The organism is Mesorhizobium sp. ISC25 (assembly GCF_042295465.1).
Classification (GTDB): Bacteria; Pseudomonadota; Alphaproteobacteria; order Rhizobiales; family Rhizobiaceae; genus Mesorhizobium.
The window spans coordinates 1947438-1964972 of sequence record NZ_CP135441.1; the positions used below are offsets into that span (position 1 = coordinate 1947438).

Annotated in this window: 17 protein-coding genes and 1 pseudogene; 8 read left to right on the forward strand and 10 right to left on the reverse strand. The window is 63.5% G+C overall.

From position 1 onward, the window contains the following. The first annotated feature begins 50 nt into the window (after positions 1 to 50). The 5 genes from purM to RQ479_RS09905 are packed head-to-tail and all read left to right on the forward strand — an operon-like array spanning position 51 to position 2972. Entirely contained in the window at positions 51 to 1115 is a 1065-nt protein-coding gene (purM, locus tag RQ479_RS09885) for a phosphoribosylformylglycinamidine cyclo-ligase (RefSeq protein WP_376704947.1), read from the forward strand. After that, a complete protein-coding gene (gene purN / locus RQ479_RS09890; protein WP_352518053.1) occupies positions 1112 to 1819 on the forward strand; it encodes a phosphoribosylglycinamide formyltransferase in 708 nt (235 codons plus the stop codon). Before purM ends, purN begins: the two co-directional genes overlap by 4 nt. Before the next feature lie 59 nt (positions 1820 to 1878). Further along, on the forward strand, positions 1879 to 2166 hold the full coding sequence (locus RQ479_RS09895) for a type II toxin-antitoxin system ParD family antitoxin (protein ID WP_352469234.1): 288 nt from the start codon (positions 1879 to 1881) through the stop codon (positions 2164 to 2166). Continuing rightward, positions 2159 to 2452 carry a type II toxin-antitoxin system RelE/ParE family toxin gene (locus tag RQ479_RS09900; protein WP_376704948.1) on the forward strand — a complete coding sequence of 98 codons (294 nt, stop codon included), beginning with the start codon at positions 2159 to 2161 and terminating at the stop codon, positions 2450 to 2452. Before RQ479_RS09895 ends, RQ479_RS09900 begins: the two co-directional genes overlap by 8 nt. 4 nt (positions 2453 to 2456) lie before the next feature. Continuing rightward, positions 2457 to 2972: a histidine phosphatase family protein gene (locus RQ479_RS09905; RefSeq protein ID WP_352469236.1), complete on the forward strand. Its 516-nt coding sequence runs from the start codon at positions 2457 to 2459 to the stop codon at positions 2970 to 2972. Positions 2973 to 3085: 113 nt separating this feature from the next. Here the strand turns inward: RQ479_RS09905 and RQ479_RS09910 are convergent, their stop codons facing one another. The 7 genes from RQ479_RS09910 to RQ479_RS09940 form a co-directional block, all read right to left on the reverse strand. Next, a complete protein-coding gene (locus tag RQ479_RS09910; RefSeq protein WP_352469237.1) occupies positions 3086 to 3358 on the reverse strand; it encodes a DUF680 domain-containing protein in 273 nt (90 codons plus the stop codon). Between the two features lie 275 nt (positions 3359 to 3633). Further along, positions 3634 to 3867, reverse strand: a complete 234-nt coding sequence (locus RQ479_RS09915; RefSeq protein WP_376704949.1) for a DUF680 domain-containing protein — start codon at positions 3865 to 3867, stop codon at positions 3634 to 3636. A gap of 378 nt (positions 3868 to 4245) precedes the next feature. After that, positions 4246 to 6582 carry a cation:proton antiporter gene (locus RQ479_RS09920; protein WP_376704950.1) on the reverse strand — a complete coding sequence of 779 codons (2337 nt, stop codon included), beginning with the start codon at positions 6580 to 6582 and terminating at the stop codon, positions 4246 to 4248. Positions 6583 to 6653: 71 nt separating this feature from the next. After that, positions 6654 to 7352: a DUF2270 domain-containing protein gene (locus RQ479_RS09925; RefSeq protein WP_292659350.1), complete on the reverse strand. Its 699-nt coding sequence runs from the start codon at positions 7350 to 7352 to the stop codon at positions 6654 to 6656. Between the two features lie 56 nt (positions 7353 to 7408). Next, the gene (locus tag RQ479_RS09930; protein WP_376704951.1) at positions 7409 to 9517 is read right to left on the reverse strand and encodes a molybdopterin-dependent oxidoreductase; all 2109 of its coding nucleotides are present in this window, start codon (positions 9515 to 9517) and stop codon (positions 7409 to 7411) included. Between the two features lie 244 nt (positions 9518 to 9761). Next, a complete protein-coding gene (locus RQ479_RS09935; protein WP_376704952.1) occupies positions 9762 to 11639 on the reverse strand; it encodes an ABC-F family ATP-binding cassette domain-containing protein in 1878 nt (625 codons plus the stop codon). 437 nt (positions 11640 to 12076) lie between these two features. Further along, positions 12077 to 12256 carry a membrane lipoprotein lipid attachment site-containing protein gene (locus RQ479_RS09940; protein ID WP_023719775.1) on the reverse strand — a complete coding sequence of 60 codons (180 nt, stop codon included), beginning with the start codon at positions 12254 to 12256 and terminating at the stop codon, positions 12077 to 12079. A gap of 132 nt (positions 12257 to 12388) precedes the next feature. Here RQ479_RS09940 and RQ479_RS09945 point away from each other — a divergent pair, with 132 nt between their 5' ends. The 3 genes from RQ479_RS09945 to RQ479_RS09955 all read left to right on the forward strand — a co-directional run bounded on the left by RQ479_RS09945 (position 12389) and on the right by RQ479_RS09955 (position 15205). Then, on the forward strand, positions 12389 to 12562 hold the full coding sequence (locus RQ479_RS09945; protein WP_023677660.1) for a hypothetical protein: 174 nt from the start codon (positions 12389 to 12391) through the stop codon (positions 12560 to 12562). Between the two features lie 94 nt (positions 12563 to 12656). After that, positions 12657 to 14738 carry an ATP-dependent helicase gene (locus tag RQ479_RS09950; protein ID WP_376704953.1) on the forward strand — a complete coding sequence of 694 codons (2082 nt, stop codon included), beginning with the start codon at positions 12657 to 12659 and terminating at the stop codon, positions 14736 to 14738. Positions 14739 to 14902: 164 nt separating this feature from the next. Continuing rightward, positions 14903 to 15205, forward strand: coding sequence for a DUF982 domain-containing protein (locus RQ479_RS09955; protein ID WP_352468988.1), 303 nt, complete (start codon positions 14903 to 14905; stop codon positions 15203 to 15205). A 12-nt stretch (positions 15206 to 15217) separates the two neighbouring features. Here RQ479_RS09955 and RQ479_RS09960 read toward each other — a convergent pair whose 3' ends face one another. The 3 genes and pseudogenes from RQ479_RS09960 to RQ479_RS09970 form a co-directional block, all read right to left on the reverse strand. After that, on the reverse strand, positions 15218 to 16006 hold the full coding sequence (locus RQ479_RS09960) for a GGDEF domain-containing protein (RefSeq protein WP_376704954.1): 789 nt from the start codon (positions 16004 to 16006) through the stop codon (positions 15218 to 15220). 131 nt (positions 16007 to 16137) lie between these two features. Further along, on the reverse strand, positions 16138 to 16503 hold the full coding sequence (locus RQ479_RS09965; protein WP_292665273.1) for a hypothetical protein: 366 nt from the start codon (positions 16501 to 16503) through the stop codon (positions 16138 to 16140). Between the two features lie 29 nt (positions 16504 to 16532). Then, positions 16533 to 17467 (reverse strand): annotated as a pseudogene (locus tag RQ479_RS09970) (IS110 family transposase). Between the last annotated feature and the right edge of the window lie 68 nt (positions 17468 to 17535).

Consider the following 17535-nt stretch of genomic DNA (forward strand, 5'->3'; position numbering starts at 1 on the left):
GCGAATGAAACCAGCGACAGGCAAGCGCAACAGATGAGCAGGCGCCGGAAATGAGCAAGCGCAAGAACGGGCTCACCTATGCCGAAGCGGGCGTCGACATCGATGCCGGCAACCTCATGGTCGAGAAGATCAAGCCGCTGGTGCGCGCAACCCGCCGGCCGGGCGCCGATGGCGAAATCGGCGGCTTCGGCGGCGTGTTCGATCTCAAGGCAGCCGGCTTTACCGATCCCGTGCTTGTGGCCGCCAATGACGGCGTCGGCACCAAGCTGAAGATCGCCATCGATGCCGGCAAGCACGATACGATCGGCATCGACCTCGTCGCCATGTGCGTCAACGACATCGTCGTGCAAGGTGCCGAGCCGCTGTTCTTCCTCGACTATTTCGCCACCGGCAAGCTCGATCCCGACCAGGGTGCTTCGATCGTCAGTGGCATCGCCGCCGGCTGCCGGCAGGCCGGCTGCGCGCTGATCGGCGGCGAGACGGCGGAAATGCCCGGCATGTATCACGACAAGGATTACGACCTTGCCGGCTTTGCCGTCGGTGCCGCCGAACGCGGCCAGCTGCTGCCGACCGACGACATCGTCGAAGGCGATGTGCTGCTCGGCCTTGCCTCGTCGGGCTTGCATTCGAACGGCTTTTCGCTGGTCCGCCGCATCGTTGCCGTAAGCGGCCTTGGCTGGGACGATCCGGCGCCGTTCAATGACGAGGCGACACTGGCCGAGGCGCTGCTCGAGCCGACGCGCATCTACGTCAAGTCGGTCCTCAAGGCGATCCGCAACACGCATGGCATCAAGGCGCTGGCCCATATCACCGGCGGCGGCTTTCCCGAAAACATCCCGCGCGTTCTGCCCAAGGATTTTTCGGCCGAGCTCGATCTCGGGGCCATCGAGGTGCCACCGGTGTTTTCGTGGCTGGCCAAGACCGGCGGCGTCGCGCCGGAAGAGATGATGCGGACCTTCAATTGCGGTATCGGCATGGTCCTGGTCGTCGCCTCCGGCCAGGCGGCGCAGGTCGCTGCCGTTCTGCAGGAGGCCGGCGAGACGGTGACGCCGATCGGCCAGATCGTGCCGCGCCGCGATGCCGGCGTCATCTATCGGGGCTCGATCGGGCTATGACCAGAAAACGCACCGTAGTGCTTATTTCGGGGCGCGGCTCCAATATGACGGCGCTGATCGCGGCGGCGGGCAACCCGGCCTATCCGGCCGAGATCGTCGGCGTCATCTCCGATCGCGCCAATGCCGCCGGTCTCGGCATCGCCGCGGCTCGCGGCATCGCCACCAGGGTGATTTCGCGCTCGGACCATGCCAGCAAGGAAGCGCATGACGGGGCGATCGACGCGGCCCTGGTCTCTTTCGGCGCCGAGATCGTCGCGCTGGCCGGCTATATGCGCATCCTCGGCGCGCGTTTCGTCGAGAAGTGGCAGGGCCGCATGGTCAATATCCACCCTGCCCTGCTGCCTGCCTTCAAGGGGCTGGATACGCACGCTCGAGCCATCCGCGCAGGCATGCGCATCCATGGCTGCACAGTGCATTTCGTCACGCTCGACATGGATGATGGGCCGATCATCGCCCAGGCCGCCGTGCCGGTGATGGTCGGCGACAATGAGGATACGCTGGCCGCGCGCGTGCTCAAGGCCGAGCACCAACTCTATCCGCTGGCGCTGGGGCTGGTCGCCGAAGGCAAGGCGCGAATGGAGGGCGGCCGCACGGTGTTTTCGCGCTTCGCCGACGATGCCGACAACGCCACGTCGGTGGTGATCGCGCCCGACCCGCTGCGCGAAGAGACCGATCTCGAGCACCTGGCGCGGATAACGCCGTAAGAGTCAGTTCTTGAATTTGGTAGCAAATTTTGCTACCGTCTTCGCGAGGAGACGGCTTGATGGCGACAGTCGAAAAAGTCAGCGTAGCGCTTTCCCCGGAACTGCTGGACATGGTCAAAGGCGCGGTGGCCAGCGGGCAGTACGGTTCGGCAAGTGAGGTGATCCGCGAGGCACTGCGCGAATGGCGGCTTCGCCAGCCCTTGCGCGAGGCCGAAGCGGAGCGGTTGCGAAAAGCCTGGTCGGAAGGGCTGGAGAGCGGTCCGTTTGCGCCGTTCGACATCGAGGACATAAAACAGAAAGCCCGCAGCCGGTTGGGCAACACCGGCAAAAACCGGCGGAATGGCTGACATCCGCATTGTCCGCAGTCCGGCGGCAGAAGACGACCTGATCGATATTTGGTTTGGCATTGCAAGGGATAACCCGCTTGCCGTGGACCGCTTTTTGGATGCTATTGCCGAGCGCATCGTGCAATTGGGCACATTCCCGGAATCCGGTCCCAAGAGGCCCGACATCGCTGCCGATGTGCGTGCGTTGACGATCGGCAATTATCTCGTGCTTTATCGGCTGGCCGAACAGCGGGTCGAGATCGTCCGCGCCGTGCATGGCGCACGCGACGTTTCGGCCTTATTTTGAATCCATGAAGCAACTGCTGCTCCTGCGTCACGCCAAGTCGAGTTGGGATGATCCCGACCTCATCGACTTCGACCGGCCGCTGTCCGGGCGCGGGCGAAAGGCAGCGCCGCTGGTCGGACGCGAACTGGCCCGGCGCGGCTGGCTGCCGGAGCTGGCGCTGGTATCGCCGGCACTGCGCACCCGCGACACGTGGCGGCTGGTCTCGGCGGAATTGCCGGCGAAGGTGCAGGCCAAATTTGCCCAGGCGCTCTACGAGGCAGCGGCGGCGGACATCCTCGCCAAGGTTCGGCAAGTAAAGGCGGGGACCGGAACGCTGCTGGTGCTTGGCCACAATCCCGGGTTGGAGGAGTTCGCGCGCGGTCTTGCCGGGGCTGGATCGGATGAAGCGGCGCTGAAGAAGCTGGCGGAAAAATTCCCCACCGCGGCCCTGGCTCGGTTCGATGTCGATGGCGATTGGGCCGGTCTCAGCTTCGGCAGCGCCCGGCTGACGCACTGCATTTGGCCGAAGGATCTGCGTTAGGGATTACCAACAGGCCGGGGGAAGGATCGCCGATCCTTTCGACCGACCGAGCTTCGCACAAACAAGAGCGGCGGGCCAAGCCCGCCGCTCTTTGTGCTCCGGGGTTTGAGGACCTATCGGCCCCAGTTGCCCCGGCCAGATTGGGGCACTACGGGCTGATCCGTGCCGAAGCGGGTGGTCGCCTCGGTGTCGACCGCGTTGTGCTCAGCCGTCAGCGGCTTGCGGATGGAACCGGTAAACCCGCTGTCGATAGTGCCGACAGGCGCGTTGCCAACAGCCGCGGCCGGCTGGTTGACGCCGTCCGAACCATAGTGATCGCTGCCGGCAAAGGCGCTGCCCGTGGCGATGAGGACGATGGTGGCGACGGCAAGAGCAATCTTGGTCATTTCAGGTACTCCAGTGTACTGGTCATTCGTGAGTTGTCGTTGCTTTCGACGCATTCGAGATGAGAGCGCTGCCCGCGCCGACGAATACGCATCGGCTTTTTCCGACGTGCATGTTGCTGGACGATTTCAGTAACCGAGATCATGGCTACAGATGAAACCTGCAAATTAAAGTATTCGATCGGCGCAGGATGCTATCCGGCGCTCATCCCGGCTGATACGCGAAAGCAAGAGTAGCGGGCCAAGCCCGCCGCTCTTGTATTCCGGGGCCGTGATAATCAGCGGCCCCAGATGCCTTGGCCGGATTCAGGCGCCACCGACTCGGAGGTTGCCTTGGCACCGGTATGCTCGGGAGTAACCGGCTTGCGGATCGAGCCGGTGAACGTGTTGTCGACGTTGGCTGAAGGAGCGGCCGGCTGTTTGACGTTGTCCGAGCCATAGTGGTCGCTGCCGGCAAAAGCAGTGCCGGTGGCAACAAAGATGGCGGCGGCGGTAAGAGCGATCTTGGTCATTTCAGGTACTCCGGTAGTTCTTTGGTCTGTCCGTCAAGTGGCGTGCCTTGGGAGGAATTCGCGTCGCTCGGACCACCCCGAGATGGGTCGGCAAGCCTGTCGTTTCCAATCACGAAAATTTTGTACGGGTGCGCCAAATTGGCCGCTTGAAATTCGACATGCGGCTCCTCCCGCCACAATGTTCTTCTTTCTTTTCAGTTAGTTATGCAGACAGGTGTGATTTGCGGCGCTAACATTCTGTGAGCCGGCGTTCACCGCTCCCCGTACGCTCCGTCAACAGAACCGAACCGTTCGGTTCGAGTTCTTTTACGTTTGGCTGATCAGCGCTTTCAGAGCCTCGATCGACATGCCTGCCGACGGATCAATAGGCAATGAAAATCACGCTGCCAGTTCAGCGCCAGCGGTTTCATGCTTGGGCCGCGCGCTGGCCAGAAGCACGACGGGGCAGTTGCAGGCGGCTAAAACAGCGCCGGCGGTTTCGCCGAAGAACAGGTCCTCACCCGGACGTTGGGTAACGCCCATCACGACGATCGCCGCGCCTTTGGCCGCCTCCCGGGCGATCGCCTTGTCGGGTGTGACGCGGGTATGGAACGCTGTGTCGACATGCAGGCCGTACCGGCCCGCCAGATCGGCGATGTCTTTCAGCACGGCCTCTTCGCGGCTATGCGACACGGATGTCGACCTGCGGCCCTTGGCTGCCCTTTGCGAGACGTAGAGAACCTTGATCCGCGCCCGGTTTGGACGGGCCAGCGCCAGTGCCAAGTCGGCGGCGCGACGCGCCACCTGGGTACCGTTGACGGGGACGAGAATGCTGGTGCCGGCCTTCAGCGTCGGCATCTTTTCGGCAGCATTGCCGCCGTTCAGGACCAGGCAAAGCGGGCCATCAAATCCTGCGGCAATGTCGTTGAGGGCCGGTGCAAAGGCGCCATCGGCGGTCAGCACATCGTCAAGGCCGACCAGCAACAGGCCGTATCCCTTGCGGGCCTCTTCGGCGATCGTCTTACCCGTGGCTTCCAATTCGGTGCGGGCCGTCAGGTGGACTTTATCGACAAGCGTATCTTCGATCCGTTTCACCGCCTGGGCGCTTTTTCTTGCACCCTTCTTGATTTCCTGCAGGGCGCGCTCCTGTCCCTTGCTGTCGGTTGGCCTGTCAATTCGGCCGTCTTTCGGCTGAAGCAAGGTGGTGGGCAGGCGAAGCAAGGTGGTGGGCATGCCGCTGCCTCCGCCGACCAGTCCGGCGAGATAGGCAGTGAACTTGCCGATCCTGCTGTCGTCGACCAGCACCAGCAGCCGCTCCAGCCTGGAAATGAAGCCGTATTCGTCCAACGCCTCGCGCTCGACACGCTGCTGCTCGTCGTGCCCAACCGGCAGCCGGCCGAGCGCCCAGCGCAGCATCGGAGGCATGGCCAAGGTGGTGATCACGGCCATGGTGACGATCATGGTGAAGAGATTGTGCGACAGGATGTTCATCGACAGGCCGATGCTGGCGACGATCACCTCGGTCGAGCCGCGCGCGTTCATGGCACTGCCGACGGCGATTGCTTCCTTGAACGACATGGCGGCGAGCTTGGCGCCGATGAACGCGCCGCCAAACTTGCCGATGCTGGCGATGACCACGAGTGCGCCCGTCAGCATGGCAAGCGTCGGATCGGCGAGCACGGTGAGATCGGCGGAAAGCCCCGCCATGCCGAAGAAGATCGGCATGAACAGCGCGGTGATGACGCCGCGAAGCTGGCCTTCGATATGGCTGGAGAGGATAGGCGATTCCCCGACAAGGATGCCGGCGACGAACGCCCCCAGCACGGTATGGACGCCTATCAGATTGGTGATCAGCGCCATCGCTCCCATGATGATGAGGATCATGGTGATCACCGCAAACTCGCTGCGGAATTGATCGTTGGTCCAGCGGATCAGGGTGAAGACAAGACGGCGGCCAATGGTGAAGGAGAACACCATGAACAGTGCCACCGCGGCGATGGTGGTCACCAGCGGCACGAGCTGCAGCCTGCCATTGGTGGCGATACCGAAGGTTACGGCGATGACCAGCCAGCCGATCGTGTCCTCGATGATCGCCGAGGAAATAATCACCTGTCCGAGGTTGCGGCGCATGAAGTTCATCTCACGCACCACCATGGCGACGACCTTGACCGACGAGATCGACAGCGCGGTGCCCAGGAACAGCCCGGCGACGGTGCGTTGCGTGGGGTCAGCCAGCAATGCGTCCGGCAGGAACTGCGCCAGCGCGAAACCGAAGATGAAGGGCACCACGACGCCGGTAGCCGAAATGGAAAAACAGGCCGCGCCAACCCGGCGCACCAGCCGCAGGTCCGTCTCCATGCCGGTCAGCAAAAGCAACATCAGGATGCCGAGCTGCGAGACCGCGTCGATCATGCCCTTTTGCGCGGGATCGCTGGGAAAGACCAGGTGCTGGGCCGACGGCGACAGCCAGCCGAACAGCGAAGGACCGAGCAGGATGCCGCCGATCAGTTGGCCCATGATTGCCGGCTGGCCATAGCGCTGCAGCACTTCGCCCAGGCCGCGCCCGACAAGCAGCAGAAGCACGATCTCGGCGACGAAAGCGCCTTCGCCCGAACCGCCCATTCCCGAGGCCCGGGTACCGGCAACGAGCGTCTCCGCTGCCCAGGCCCCGCCTGCGGGGACGAACGCGCAAACCAGCAGCGCAAGGCTGGAACGTATCGGAGCCTGCCAAGCCATGAAACCCCCACCGCCCAATGCAACTGCCCCACAACGCGCGACAGCGCGTTGCGTTGCCAGACAGGGCGTTGCTAGACGTGGACGTCACCGAAGGAGAGTTCGCCGTCGTCGCTCTCCGTCAGAAAGGCTGCCACCAATAGACCTGCATAGAGGACGGCGACCAGCACGACGATGACCGCGCCCGGAACTGGGCCTAAGGCAGCACTGGTGACGGCCTCACGCATCGACCCAACGAAACCGATGCGGACGCCTTCGTTTAAGAGGCTGGGGGTCGACAGTTTGAGGATCCAGGCCAGCAGCAGGATCAGCAGCATGTAGATGTAATTGCGACGCAGACGGCGCGCCAAAGCCACTCGTTGCGAAATCAGGAATTTTGGCGCGCGCAGGCTCTCGCCGACGATCAACAGCCAATCGGACGCGAAATCCGGCTGCGGCGAGAATACCTGCGCGAAATAGTGCCGTTCGAACTGGCGCACGCGAGCCCGATAGAAGTCGAAGAAGCGGTATCGCCGCGCCTCTATCCACAGCAGCAGCAGAACAAGCAGCATGGCAAACAGCAGCACGCCATGGTGAGCGCTGGCTGTCGAAAGCGAGACGGACAGCATCGCCGCGACAACCGTTATCGCCCAGTTGCTCGTCCGGTCCAGGCGGTCGCGCCACCCAGCCATGCGCGCAATCTCGGCGCGATGAAAGTGGGACATAGTGGTTACCAATTCGCCCGACGACAGTGTCCTTCCGATGGGATCCGGCGCCGGCAACACTTCTGCCATGACAATGCCTCCACCCGCCACGCGAAAACGGCCGGATGGAGATATCGTTCCGACGCTCAATCCGCCGGGCGCAGCCAGACCTTGTTGTCGTGGAAGGCGGCGCCGCCATAGGGCGCCGGCGCATCGGCGCCGGTCAGCACGTTGATGCCCTCGCCGCGCTCATGGGCGCTGTTCGGCCAGATGCCTTCGGCGACCACGACGCCGCGCTTGATGCCGTCGAACAGCTTTGCGTGCAGCACCACTTCGCCACGCTGGTTGCCGACTTCGACGCGGCCGCCGTCGGCGACGCCGAGTGCCGCCGCATCATCGGGATGCACGAGCAGCTCCGGCCGGCGCTCTTTTGCCTGCGACACCGGCGTTTCGGTGAAGGTCGAATTGAGGAAATTGCGCGCCGGCGAGGTGGTCAGCCGGAACGGGTGCGCCTCGTCCGCCACCTCGATCAGGTCGACATGATCGGGGAATTCCGGCAGGCGCGCCACCGGCCCGAACAGGCCCATGGTTTTCGGTGGCCGATTGGGCGACGCCTGGCCCGTCCAGTCGGCGCGAAAATGGAATTTCTTGTCGGCATGGCCGAAGCCGTCCAGGAAGTGCGCGGCCGCGAAATCCGGCTGCAAATCGACCCATTTCTGCTCTTTCAGGCTCGAAAAGCTGCCCAGCCCGCGCTTGCCGAGAATGACATCGATATGCTGCTGCTCGGTCATGCCGAAGCCCGGGCGATCGGCGACACCGAGCCTTTTGCCGAGCTCCTCGATGACGAAATGATTCGTGCGCGGTCCTTCCGGCGGGTCGATCAGCTTCGGCCCGAGCGTGATGTGCTGGTTGCCGCCGCCCTTGTAGACGTCGTCATGCTCGAGAAACATCGTCGCCGGCAGCACCACATCGGCGAGTTTGGCGGTGTCGGTCATGAACTGCTCATGCACGCAGGAAAATAGATCGTCGCGCAGAAAACCCTGCTTCACCAGCCGCTGCTCCGGCGCGACATTGACCGGATTGGTGTTCTGGATCAGCAGCGCCGTCACCGGCGGGCCGCCATAGAGCGCATCTTCAGCCCCGGTCAGCACCGGACCGATGCGCGAATGATCGAGATGACGGATCGCGGGGTCGCGCATCCGCGTGCCTTCGAGCAGTTCCTGGTTGAGCTTGAAGATGCCCGAATTGGTATGAAAGGCGCCGCCGCCCTCATACTGCCAGCAGCCGGTGACCGCCGCGATCGAGGCCGCGGCATGCATGTTGACCGAACCGTTGCGCTGTCGCGAAAAACCGTAGCCGAGGCGGAAATAAGTCTTCTTCGTCGTGCCGACGATACGGGCGAAGGCCTCGATTTCGTCGACAGAAAGCCCGGTGATATCAGCGGCCCATTGCGGCGTCCTCGTCTGAAGATGCGCTTCCAGACCGTGCGGATCGTCGGTGCATTTTTCCAGATAGGCGCGGTCCGCCATGCCGTCACGAAACAGCACATGCATCACCGCGCACGCCAGTGCGCCGTCGGTGCCGGGCCTCAGCACCAGGCCCAGATCGGCCTGCTTCATCGTCGCATTCTCGTAAACGTCGATGACGACGATCTTGGCGCCGCGTTCCTTGCGCGCCTTGATTGCGTGGGTCATGACGTTGACCTGCGTGACCACGGCATTGGTGCCCCAGATCACCACGCAGTCGGACTTTGCCATTTCGCGCGGATCGGGGCCGCGCAATGCGCCGGCGCCCATCATCCAGCCGGTCCAGGCCAGATTGGTACAGATCGAACCGAAGAAGCCGGAGTATTTTTTGGCGTGCCTGAGCCGCTCGATGCCGTCGCGCTGCACCAGACCCATCGTGCCGGCATAGTAATAGGGCCAGACCGTCTCCGAGCCGAATTTTGCCTCTGCCGCGATGAATTTTTCGGCGACAAGGTCGAGTGCGGCCTCCCAGCTCGCTTCCTTCCATACGCCCTCGCCCTTGGCGCCGGCACGGACCAGCGGCTTCAGCAGGCGGTCGGGATGATGGACGCGATCGGCGTAACGGGCGACCTTGGCGCAGATGACGCCGGCCGTATAGCTGTTGGCCTTGGCGCCATGGACGCGGCCGATACGCCTGGCGTCGAGCACCTCGATCTCGAGCGCGCAGGTCGAAGGGCAATCATGCGGACAGGCCGAATGGCCGATTTTAAGCTTGGCGTGCTGATTCATGGGAGCAAACTAACTGCTTTGGACAACCAGGTGTAGGGCCAGATGGCGAGCCAATCTCCCCCCAAGTGGGGGAGATGTCCGGCAGGACAGAGGGGGGCGTGAAGGATCGCTAACGTCGTCGGTGTGACTCGCTCTTGATCAAACTCCCACCACCGGCGGCTCCAAATGGCTGTCAGGCTGGCGGGACAGCGCCCCCCTCTGCCCTGCCGGGCATCTCCCCCACGAGGGGGGAGATTACGCTCACCTACTCCGCCGTGCCTTCCTCGTACTCCGCCGACATCGACAGCCATTTTTCCTCGTGGCCGGCCAGCTGTTGCGCAAGTTGTGAGCGCTCCTTGGCCAGCCTTGTCGCGGTCGAGGGGTCCTTTTCGTAGACAGCCGGGTTGGCGAGTTCGTCCTCGATCAGGTCGATGCGCTTGCGGAGGCGGTCCATCAGCGCTTCGGTGGCGCGGATTTCCTTGGCCAGCGGCTCGAAGGCGGCGCGGCGCGCGGCTGCATCGCGGCGGCGGTCGGCTTTCGAGGCTTTGTCCGCCTCGCGCTTGCCGCGGCGGTCGCCGGAGACGCCGGTGACCAGCGTCTTGTAATCTTCGAGGTCGCCGTCATACGGATTGACCGCGCCGTCCTTGACCAGCCACAGCCGGTCGGCGGTCGCTTCGAGCAGATGGCGGTCGTGCGAGATCAGCATGACGGCACCAGGAAAATCGTTCAGCGCATGGATCAGCGATTCACGGCTGTCGATGTCGAGATGGTTGGTCGGCTCGTCGAGGATGAACAGGTTCGGCCCCTCGAAGGCCGACAGGCCCATCAGCAGCCGCGCCTTCTCGCCGCCGGACAGATCCTTGGCGGCGGTGTTCATCTTTTCGGTGGTCAGGCCGAACTGGGCGACGCGGCCGCGCACCTTGGATTCCGGCGCGTCCGGCATCAGCCGGCGGACATGCTCATAAGCGTTTTCGTCGGGCCTCAGGTCGTCGAGCTGGTGCTGGGCGAAGATTGCCGCCTTCAGCCCGGGCGCCACGGTCATGCTGCCGGTCTCCGGTTTCAGCCGGCCGGCCAAAAGCTTGGCGAAGGTCGACTTGCCGTTGCCGTTGACGCCGAGCAGCGCGATGCGATCGTCGGCATCGATGCGCAGCGTCATCTTTTTCAGGATCGGCGCACCCTCGATATAGCCGACATTGACGTTGTTCAGCGCAATGATCGGCGAGGCCACCGTCTTCACCGGCTCCGGAAAGGAGAACGGCCGCACCGTGTCGTTCACGATCGCGGCGATCGGCTTCATCTTCTCCAGCGCCTTGATGCGCGACTGCGCCTGCCTCGCCTTCGACGCCTTGGCGCGGAAGCGCTCGACGAACGATTCCATATGCTTGCGCGCGGCTTCCTGCTTGACGCGGCCCTTCTCCTGCAATTCGCGCTGCTCGGTATATTGGCGCTCGAACTGATCGTAGCCGCCGCGCCAGAAGGTCAGCTTCTTCTGGTCGAGATGGACGATCGAGTTGACGGCGCGGTTGAGCAGGTCGCGATCATGCGAAATCAAGAGCACGGTGTGCGGGTATTTCGATACGTAGTTTTCCAGCCACAGCGTGCCTTCGAGGTCGAGATAATTGGTCGGCTCGTCGAGCAGCAGCAGATCGGGCTCGGCAAACAACACGGCGGCCAGCGCGACTCGCATGCGCCAGCCGCCGGAGAAGGACGAGGCCGGGCGCCGCTGCGCCGCGTCGTCGAAGCCGAGGCCGGCGAGAATGGTGGCTGCGCGTGACTCGGCCGAGTGCGCATCGATATCGGCCAGCCGCATGTGGATGTCGGCGATGCGGTGCGGATCGGTCGCCGTCTTTTCCTCTTCGAGCAGTGCACTCCGCTCAAGATCGGCCTTGAGCACGATCTCGATCAGCGGCTCCTCGGTGCCCGGCGCTTCCTGCGCGACCTGGCCGATGCGCGTGTTCTTGGGCAGGCTGATAGAGCCGGTCTCGGAGGCGAGATCGCCGGTGATCGCCTTGAACATGGTCGTCTTGCCGGTGCCGTTGCGGCCGACAAGGCCAGCCTTGCTGCCGGCCGGCAAGGTCAGCGAGGCATGGTCGAGAAGCAGGCGTCCGGCCATGCGGAGCGAAAGGTCGTTGATGATCAGCATGGCCGCGCTTTTGCACGGGACAACCATGCTTCGCAAGGGCTGGAGCCCCGGTTCGCCGCATAAGGCGCGAAAACCGGCAAGCTGGTAAGTCAACCCGCCTGGCGGCGACTCCCGCAAGACGCAAAAAGAACCCGCTATCCTGAGGGGGGACAAGGAGAGCGGGTTCTTTCGTGAACGGCGGCCTTGGGAGCGTCCGATCGACACCCAAACACGCAGCAGGCGGGTTTGTTCCATGTGTTGATGAACAAACGCTGGCGTGGCCGGCAGGTTTGTCCACAGGGGCGTGCCGTCTGTACGCTATCGACCATGACGCTGCGGAAAGACTCGGCTATCCTTGGATGTGCGGCGGGCCTGATCTCCGCCTGGCCGGCGCCATCAGCTTCCTCCCAAGCGGCGCCGGCCACCTCTTTGACCGGTGCCGATGCTATTTCAGGTGGTCATTGTTTCGGCGGCGTGCCGGGCTGATCGCCGCCGGTCGTCGACTTCGGCACCGGATTCTTGTCGACCTGCGGGTTCTGCTCGACCGTGTCGCCAGGGGCCTTGGTCGGCTGGATGTTGTTGTCGCAACCCGCAACAGTCAGAGCTGCCACAAGTAGCAGGATTGAGCGCTTTTTCATCGCAGTCTCCTCTCGCCCGACAACGAGGCGTCGGCGATTTGGTTGCGCGGCCGGTGTCGTTCCCGCATTCGCCAAGGAGCCGGGGAACAAAATGCCGCGTCTCCGGTTGCTCCACAATCAATGGAGGAAGGCATGATCCGTCTGCTCATTGCTGGGGCAATCGTCTATGTCGCCTATCGCGTCGCCAAGAAAGTGATCGACGAGGTGCCCGACGATTTTGATCCGCTGCTGCTGCCGCCGCCACAGGACGATCGCGAGGCGCTGCGGCGGCAATCGGCAAGGATGGGCGTCGAGCCCGAGCGCTAGTCGACGGGCCTGCCCGCAAGGCTTCTTCGCTCACGAGCCCTATTCCGGCTCCGCAAACCGTTGCGAACAAAGCAGAAACGATGCTTGATGGGCGATGAACCTCGCCGCCCGTGATTCGTCCTTCCAGCCGGCCTATCTGGCAAAGCTCAACGCCGAGCAGAGGCTTGCCGTCGAACATGGCGACGGCAAGATCGCCGGACCGTTGCTGGTCATTGCCGGCGCCGGCTCCGGCAAGACCAACACACTTGCGCACCGGGTCGCGCATCTGATCGTCAGGGGTGCCGACCCCCGCCGCATCCTTTTGATGACATTTTCGCGCCGTGCCGCAGCGGAAATGGCCAAGCGGGTCGAGCGCATCGCTGGCGAGGTGCTGGGCCGCGATGCTTCTGTCATCACCGATGCGCTGAGCTGGGCCGGCACGTTCCACGGCATCGGCGCCAGGCTGCTGCGCGATTATGCGCTGGAGATCGGTCTCGATCCGGCCTTCACCATCCACGACCGCGAGGATTCTGCCGACCTGATGAATCTCGCCCGCCACGAGCTTGGGTTTTCGAAGACCGAAGCCCGCTTCCCGACCAAGGGCACCTGCCTTGCGATCTATTCGCGCGCCGTCAACGCACAGGCGCCGCTCGGCGAGGTGCTGGGTTCGGTGTTCCCGTGGTGCGCCGGCTGGGCCGAACAGCTGAAGCAATTATTCGCCAGATATGTCGAGACCAAGCAGGCGCAGAACGTGCTCGATTACGACGACCTGCTGCTCTACTGGGCGCAGATGGCCGGCGAGCCGGAAATCGCCGCGCATCTGGGTGCACGTTTCGACCATGTGTTGGTCGATGAATACCAGGACACCAACCGGCTGCAGGCATCGATCCTGACGGCGCTCAAGCCCGACGGATCGGGGCTGACGGTGGTCGGCGACGACGCGCAGTCGATCTATTCGTTCCGCGCCGCGGAAGTGCGCAATATCCTGGATTTTCCCAAGCAGTTCGCGCAGCCGGCCGAGGTCGTCATGCTGGAGCGCAACTACCGCTCGACCGAGACGATCCTGGCGGCGGCCAATGCGGTGATCGGCGAAGCGTCGGAACGTTTCACCAAAAATCTCTGGTCCGAGCGCAAATCGGCAGAAAAGCCGAAGCTGGTGAGCGTGCGCGACGAGATCGAGCAGGCGAGCTATGTCTGCCAGGCGATACTCACCGAACGCGAGGCCGGCACCGTTCTCAAAGCGCAGGCGGTGCTGTTTCGCGCCTCGCACCATAGCGGCCCGTTGGAGATCGAGCTGACGCGCCGCAACATCCCCTTCGTCAAATTCGGCGGGCTGAAATTTCTCGATGCCGCTCACGTCAAGGACGTGCTGGCCGTGCTGCGCTTTGCCGAGAACCCGCGCGACCGCGTCGCCGGCTTTCGCGTGCTGCAACTTCTGCCCGGCATCGGCCCTTCGGCCGCGAATGCGATTGTCGAGACCATGGCAAATTCGCTCGACGAGACGATGGGGCTTGCCCGCTATCGGCCGCCGCAGCGTGCCGCCGACGACTGGCCGGGCTTTGTCGCGCTCTATTGCGGCCTGCGCGGCGGCGCAAAGAAATGGCCGGCCGACATCGAGCAGGTCAGGCTCTGGTACGAGCCGCATCTGGAACGCATCCACGAGGATGCAACGACGCGCCGGGCCGATCTCCTGCAGCTCGAGCAGATCGCTTCCGGCTATGCCTCGCGCGAGCGCTTCCTCACCGAGCTGACGCTCGATCCGCCGGACGCGACCAGCGACGAGGCCGGCCCGCCGCACCGCGACGAGGATTATCTGATCCTGTCGACCATCCATTCGGCCAAGGGCCAGGAGTGGAAGAACGTCTTTGTGCTCAACACCGTCGACGGCTGCATCCCGATCGATCTCGGCGTCGGCAGCAAGGAGGACGTCGATGAGGAGCGGCGGCTGCTCTACGTGGCGATGACGCGGGCCAAGGATAGCTTGCACCTGGTCATGCCGCATCGCTTTTTCGTCCACGGCCAGGCGGCGCGCGGCGACCGCCATGTCTATGCCTCGCGCACGCGCTTCATCCCGCGCTCGATCCTCGGCGCCTTCGAGCAGGTGGCTTGGGCCAGCGTCCAGGCCAGAGACGATCCGCGCCACCAGCCGCAGGTGCGTGTCGACCTCGGCGCCCGCATGCGCGGCATGTGGAAATAGGCACCCGCCTCGCCGCTGGCGCTGCTCGCCCGGCGACCGCTCCCAGAGCCGGCGAAAAAACAATCCCGGCAACATGGAACCTCGCGCCGTGATCCGCGTTTCTGCCCGACCCCCAGACCGGAGAACGGCGTCCGCCGTGACCTCCGCCCATTCGAGAGGCCAGAATGCACGACAGGACGTTTTCCACCCCGGTCGCCCTAACCGTTGGCGCAGGCTACAAGCGTACGATCGCTTCGTTCTCCGAGATGCACGAATTCCTGACTGAATTCCCGCCTTCGCGCCGGCGGCTGAGCTATGGCGCCGCGGTAAAGGCCTGCGAGGCGGCACGTGCCGGCGAGATCTCGGCCGAAGCGGCACGCGACGCCCTGATCACCTTTGCCGTGACGGCAGGCGTTCTCTGGCCGGCCGCTCAGCCGGCGGTGTCTGTCAAACCCGTTGCCCGGGGCCATGGCGGGTACGCCGCCTGACAGAAACGACCGTCAATGGACCGTCATTAGGCGACCGCCCGGCGGGTTGCCCGGTAGCGCGGCTTCGAAGCTGACTTGATCGCGGCCGTTCGATTTGGCCCTGTAAAGGTGCTTGTCCGCAACCACGAATATTTCGGCGTAGGTGGTCGGCCCGCTGAAGGCGACGCCGCCGATGCTGACCGAGAGAGGACACGGTCGGCCGCCAGGCGAGAACTCCGCCTCGCGAATGTGGCGGCGGATTGCCTCGGCCACCGACCAGGACTGCGACCGATCGGCTCCGGGAAGGAAAACAGCGAATTCCTCACCGCCGATCCGGCCGACTATGTCGGCACCGTGCAGCTGATCCTGGATCGTCCTGGCGATCAGCTTGAGCGCCTGGTCTCCGCAGTCGTGGCCAAGGTGGTCGTTGACGGACTTGAAATGATCGGCATCGACAATCAGCAAGGCGCCGGCGTTGACGACGGAATGGCCGCGGGCCTGTTCGAGATAGGCTTCGACAAGCATGGAAAACGCACCGCGATTGAATACCGCCGTCAGGCTGTCGGTCGCTGCCACGATGGCCAGTGCCTTTTGCGCGATGGCCAGCTGGCGCATTTTCCACATCAGGAAAAAGAAGAACGAGCTGGCCAGGACAAGCGGCAGCAGCAGGTCGGTGAGCTGCGCCCGCCACAGCGCTTCCGGCGACAAATACGGGAAATTGAAGGAATCGACGAAGAACGCGGCTGCAATGCAGACCACGGTGCCAGCGACGGTAACCGCCACGACCCTGCCCCAGCTCGTCGGGGACAAATCGATCTGCATGCTTTTTGCTCCTGCTTCAGCCGGTTACCTTGAAGCAACAGCGCAAACGAAGTCCTAAGACTTTGCTTTCAATTCGATCGCAGTCGAAGCGAACCAGCCGTCGAGATGGCGGCCAGATAAGAAGATCGGTCCTAGATCAGCTGCCTTCTGATGCTCATCCGGGTGACCGCGGTCACAAGAATGGCGCCGATCATGAAATAGATGGTCGCGACAATGTCGCCCTGGTGGAAATAATAACCGGAGTTGAGAAGCGCCAGGACCACGGCGAAGAACGCCACGAGGCGCAAGGGTTCATTGGGCATGCGTGCCAATTCTCGCTGTTGCTGCTGAATGCTGCTGAAGCGGCCGCCCTCACGACCGTGCGCTCCATAAAATGTTTTGGCGCGTTTTGCAATCTCGGCAGATCGTCCACTATCCACCGTCCGCTTCACCAACCGCCCCAGGGTTAATGCATGTCGCGCAAAAGTGTGCAGCGGTTTTGCTATTACGACATGCATCAAACAAGAACCTAAAGTATCCGTTTTGATCAAGGGGTTTTAGGGGCCCATTTTCGCTGCGCCTTGAGGAGAGCGTTTGCGAGGATGATGAGCTTTCGCATCAATGCGGTGATGGCGACCTTTGCGGGTTTTCCTGCCGCCTTTAGCGCCTGGTATTTTGCCTTGAGGTCCGGGTTGAAGCGCATGGCGACGAGGGCCGGCATGTAGAGAGCCTGGCGAACATTGGCCCGGCCGCCGCGAATGAAGGCGCGGCCGGTCCATGTGCCCGATTGACGGGCGACCGGAGCGAGGCCGGCGAGGCTTGCGGCCTGTGGCGGCTCGAGGTTCCGAGTTCCGGCATGTCGATGATGAGTGCGCATGCGGTGGCATCCGAGACGCCGGGTATGCTGGTCAGGATGTCGCGGCGCTGGGCAAGGTCGGGATCGGCTTTGAGGAGCGTAAGGATCGTCTGATCGATATCGCCGAGCTGACGTTGGATCTGCTTCAGGCGCTCGTTGTTGTGGCGCCTGAGCAAGGCAAGGGTCAGGGTTTTGGCTCTGTTGCTGGCTGCGGTGCGATCCTTGATCAGAGCCGCACGGGCCAGGTGCAGGTCCTTGAGTTCATTGAGTAGTGCGCTGCCAAGCGGCCGCGCCGTCAAAGCCAGCACTGCCCCCATGCGCGCCAGCATGGCGGCGTCGCATCGGTCGGTCTTGGCCAGCTTGCCGGTCGCCTCCGCGAAGCGGCGCGCCTGGCGCGGATTGACCTTGACCAGTGGCAGTCCGGCCTTGGCGAGGCGGCGCTCAAACCCGCGATGGTAAGCTCCGGTCGGCTCGTAGACGATCCGGGTGACCCCGGAGCCGATCCAGCGCATCAGCGCCTTGTGGCCCTTGGCCGTGTTGTCGAAGCGGCAGCTCTCGCCGCTTGGGAAGCGATAGGCGTCCAGCGCCTCTTTCGAGATGTCGACGCCAATGGTAATGTCTGTCATCTTTTGCCGTGCCTCTGCTTGTCATGCGCAGCTCAAACTGCGCGTATCCGTTCAGGCCTTCGGGAAAA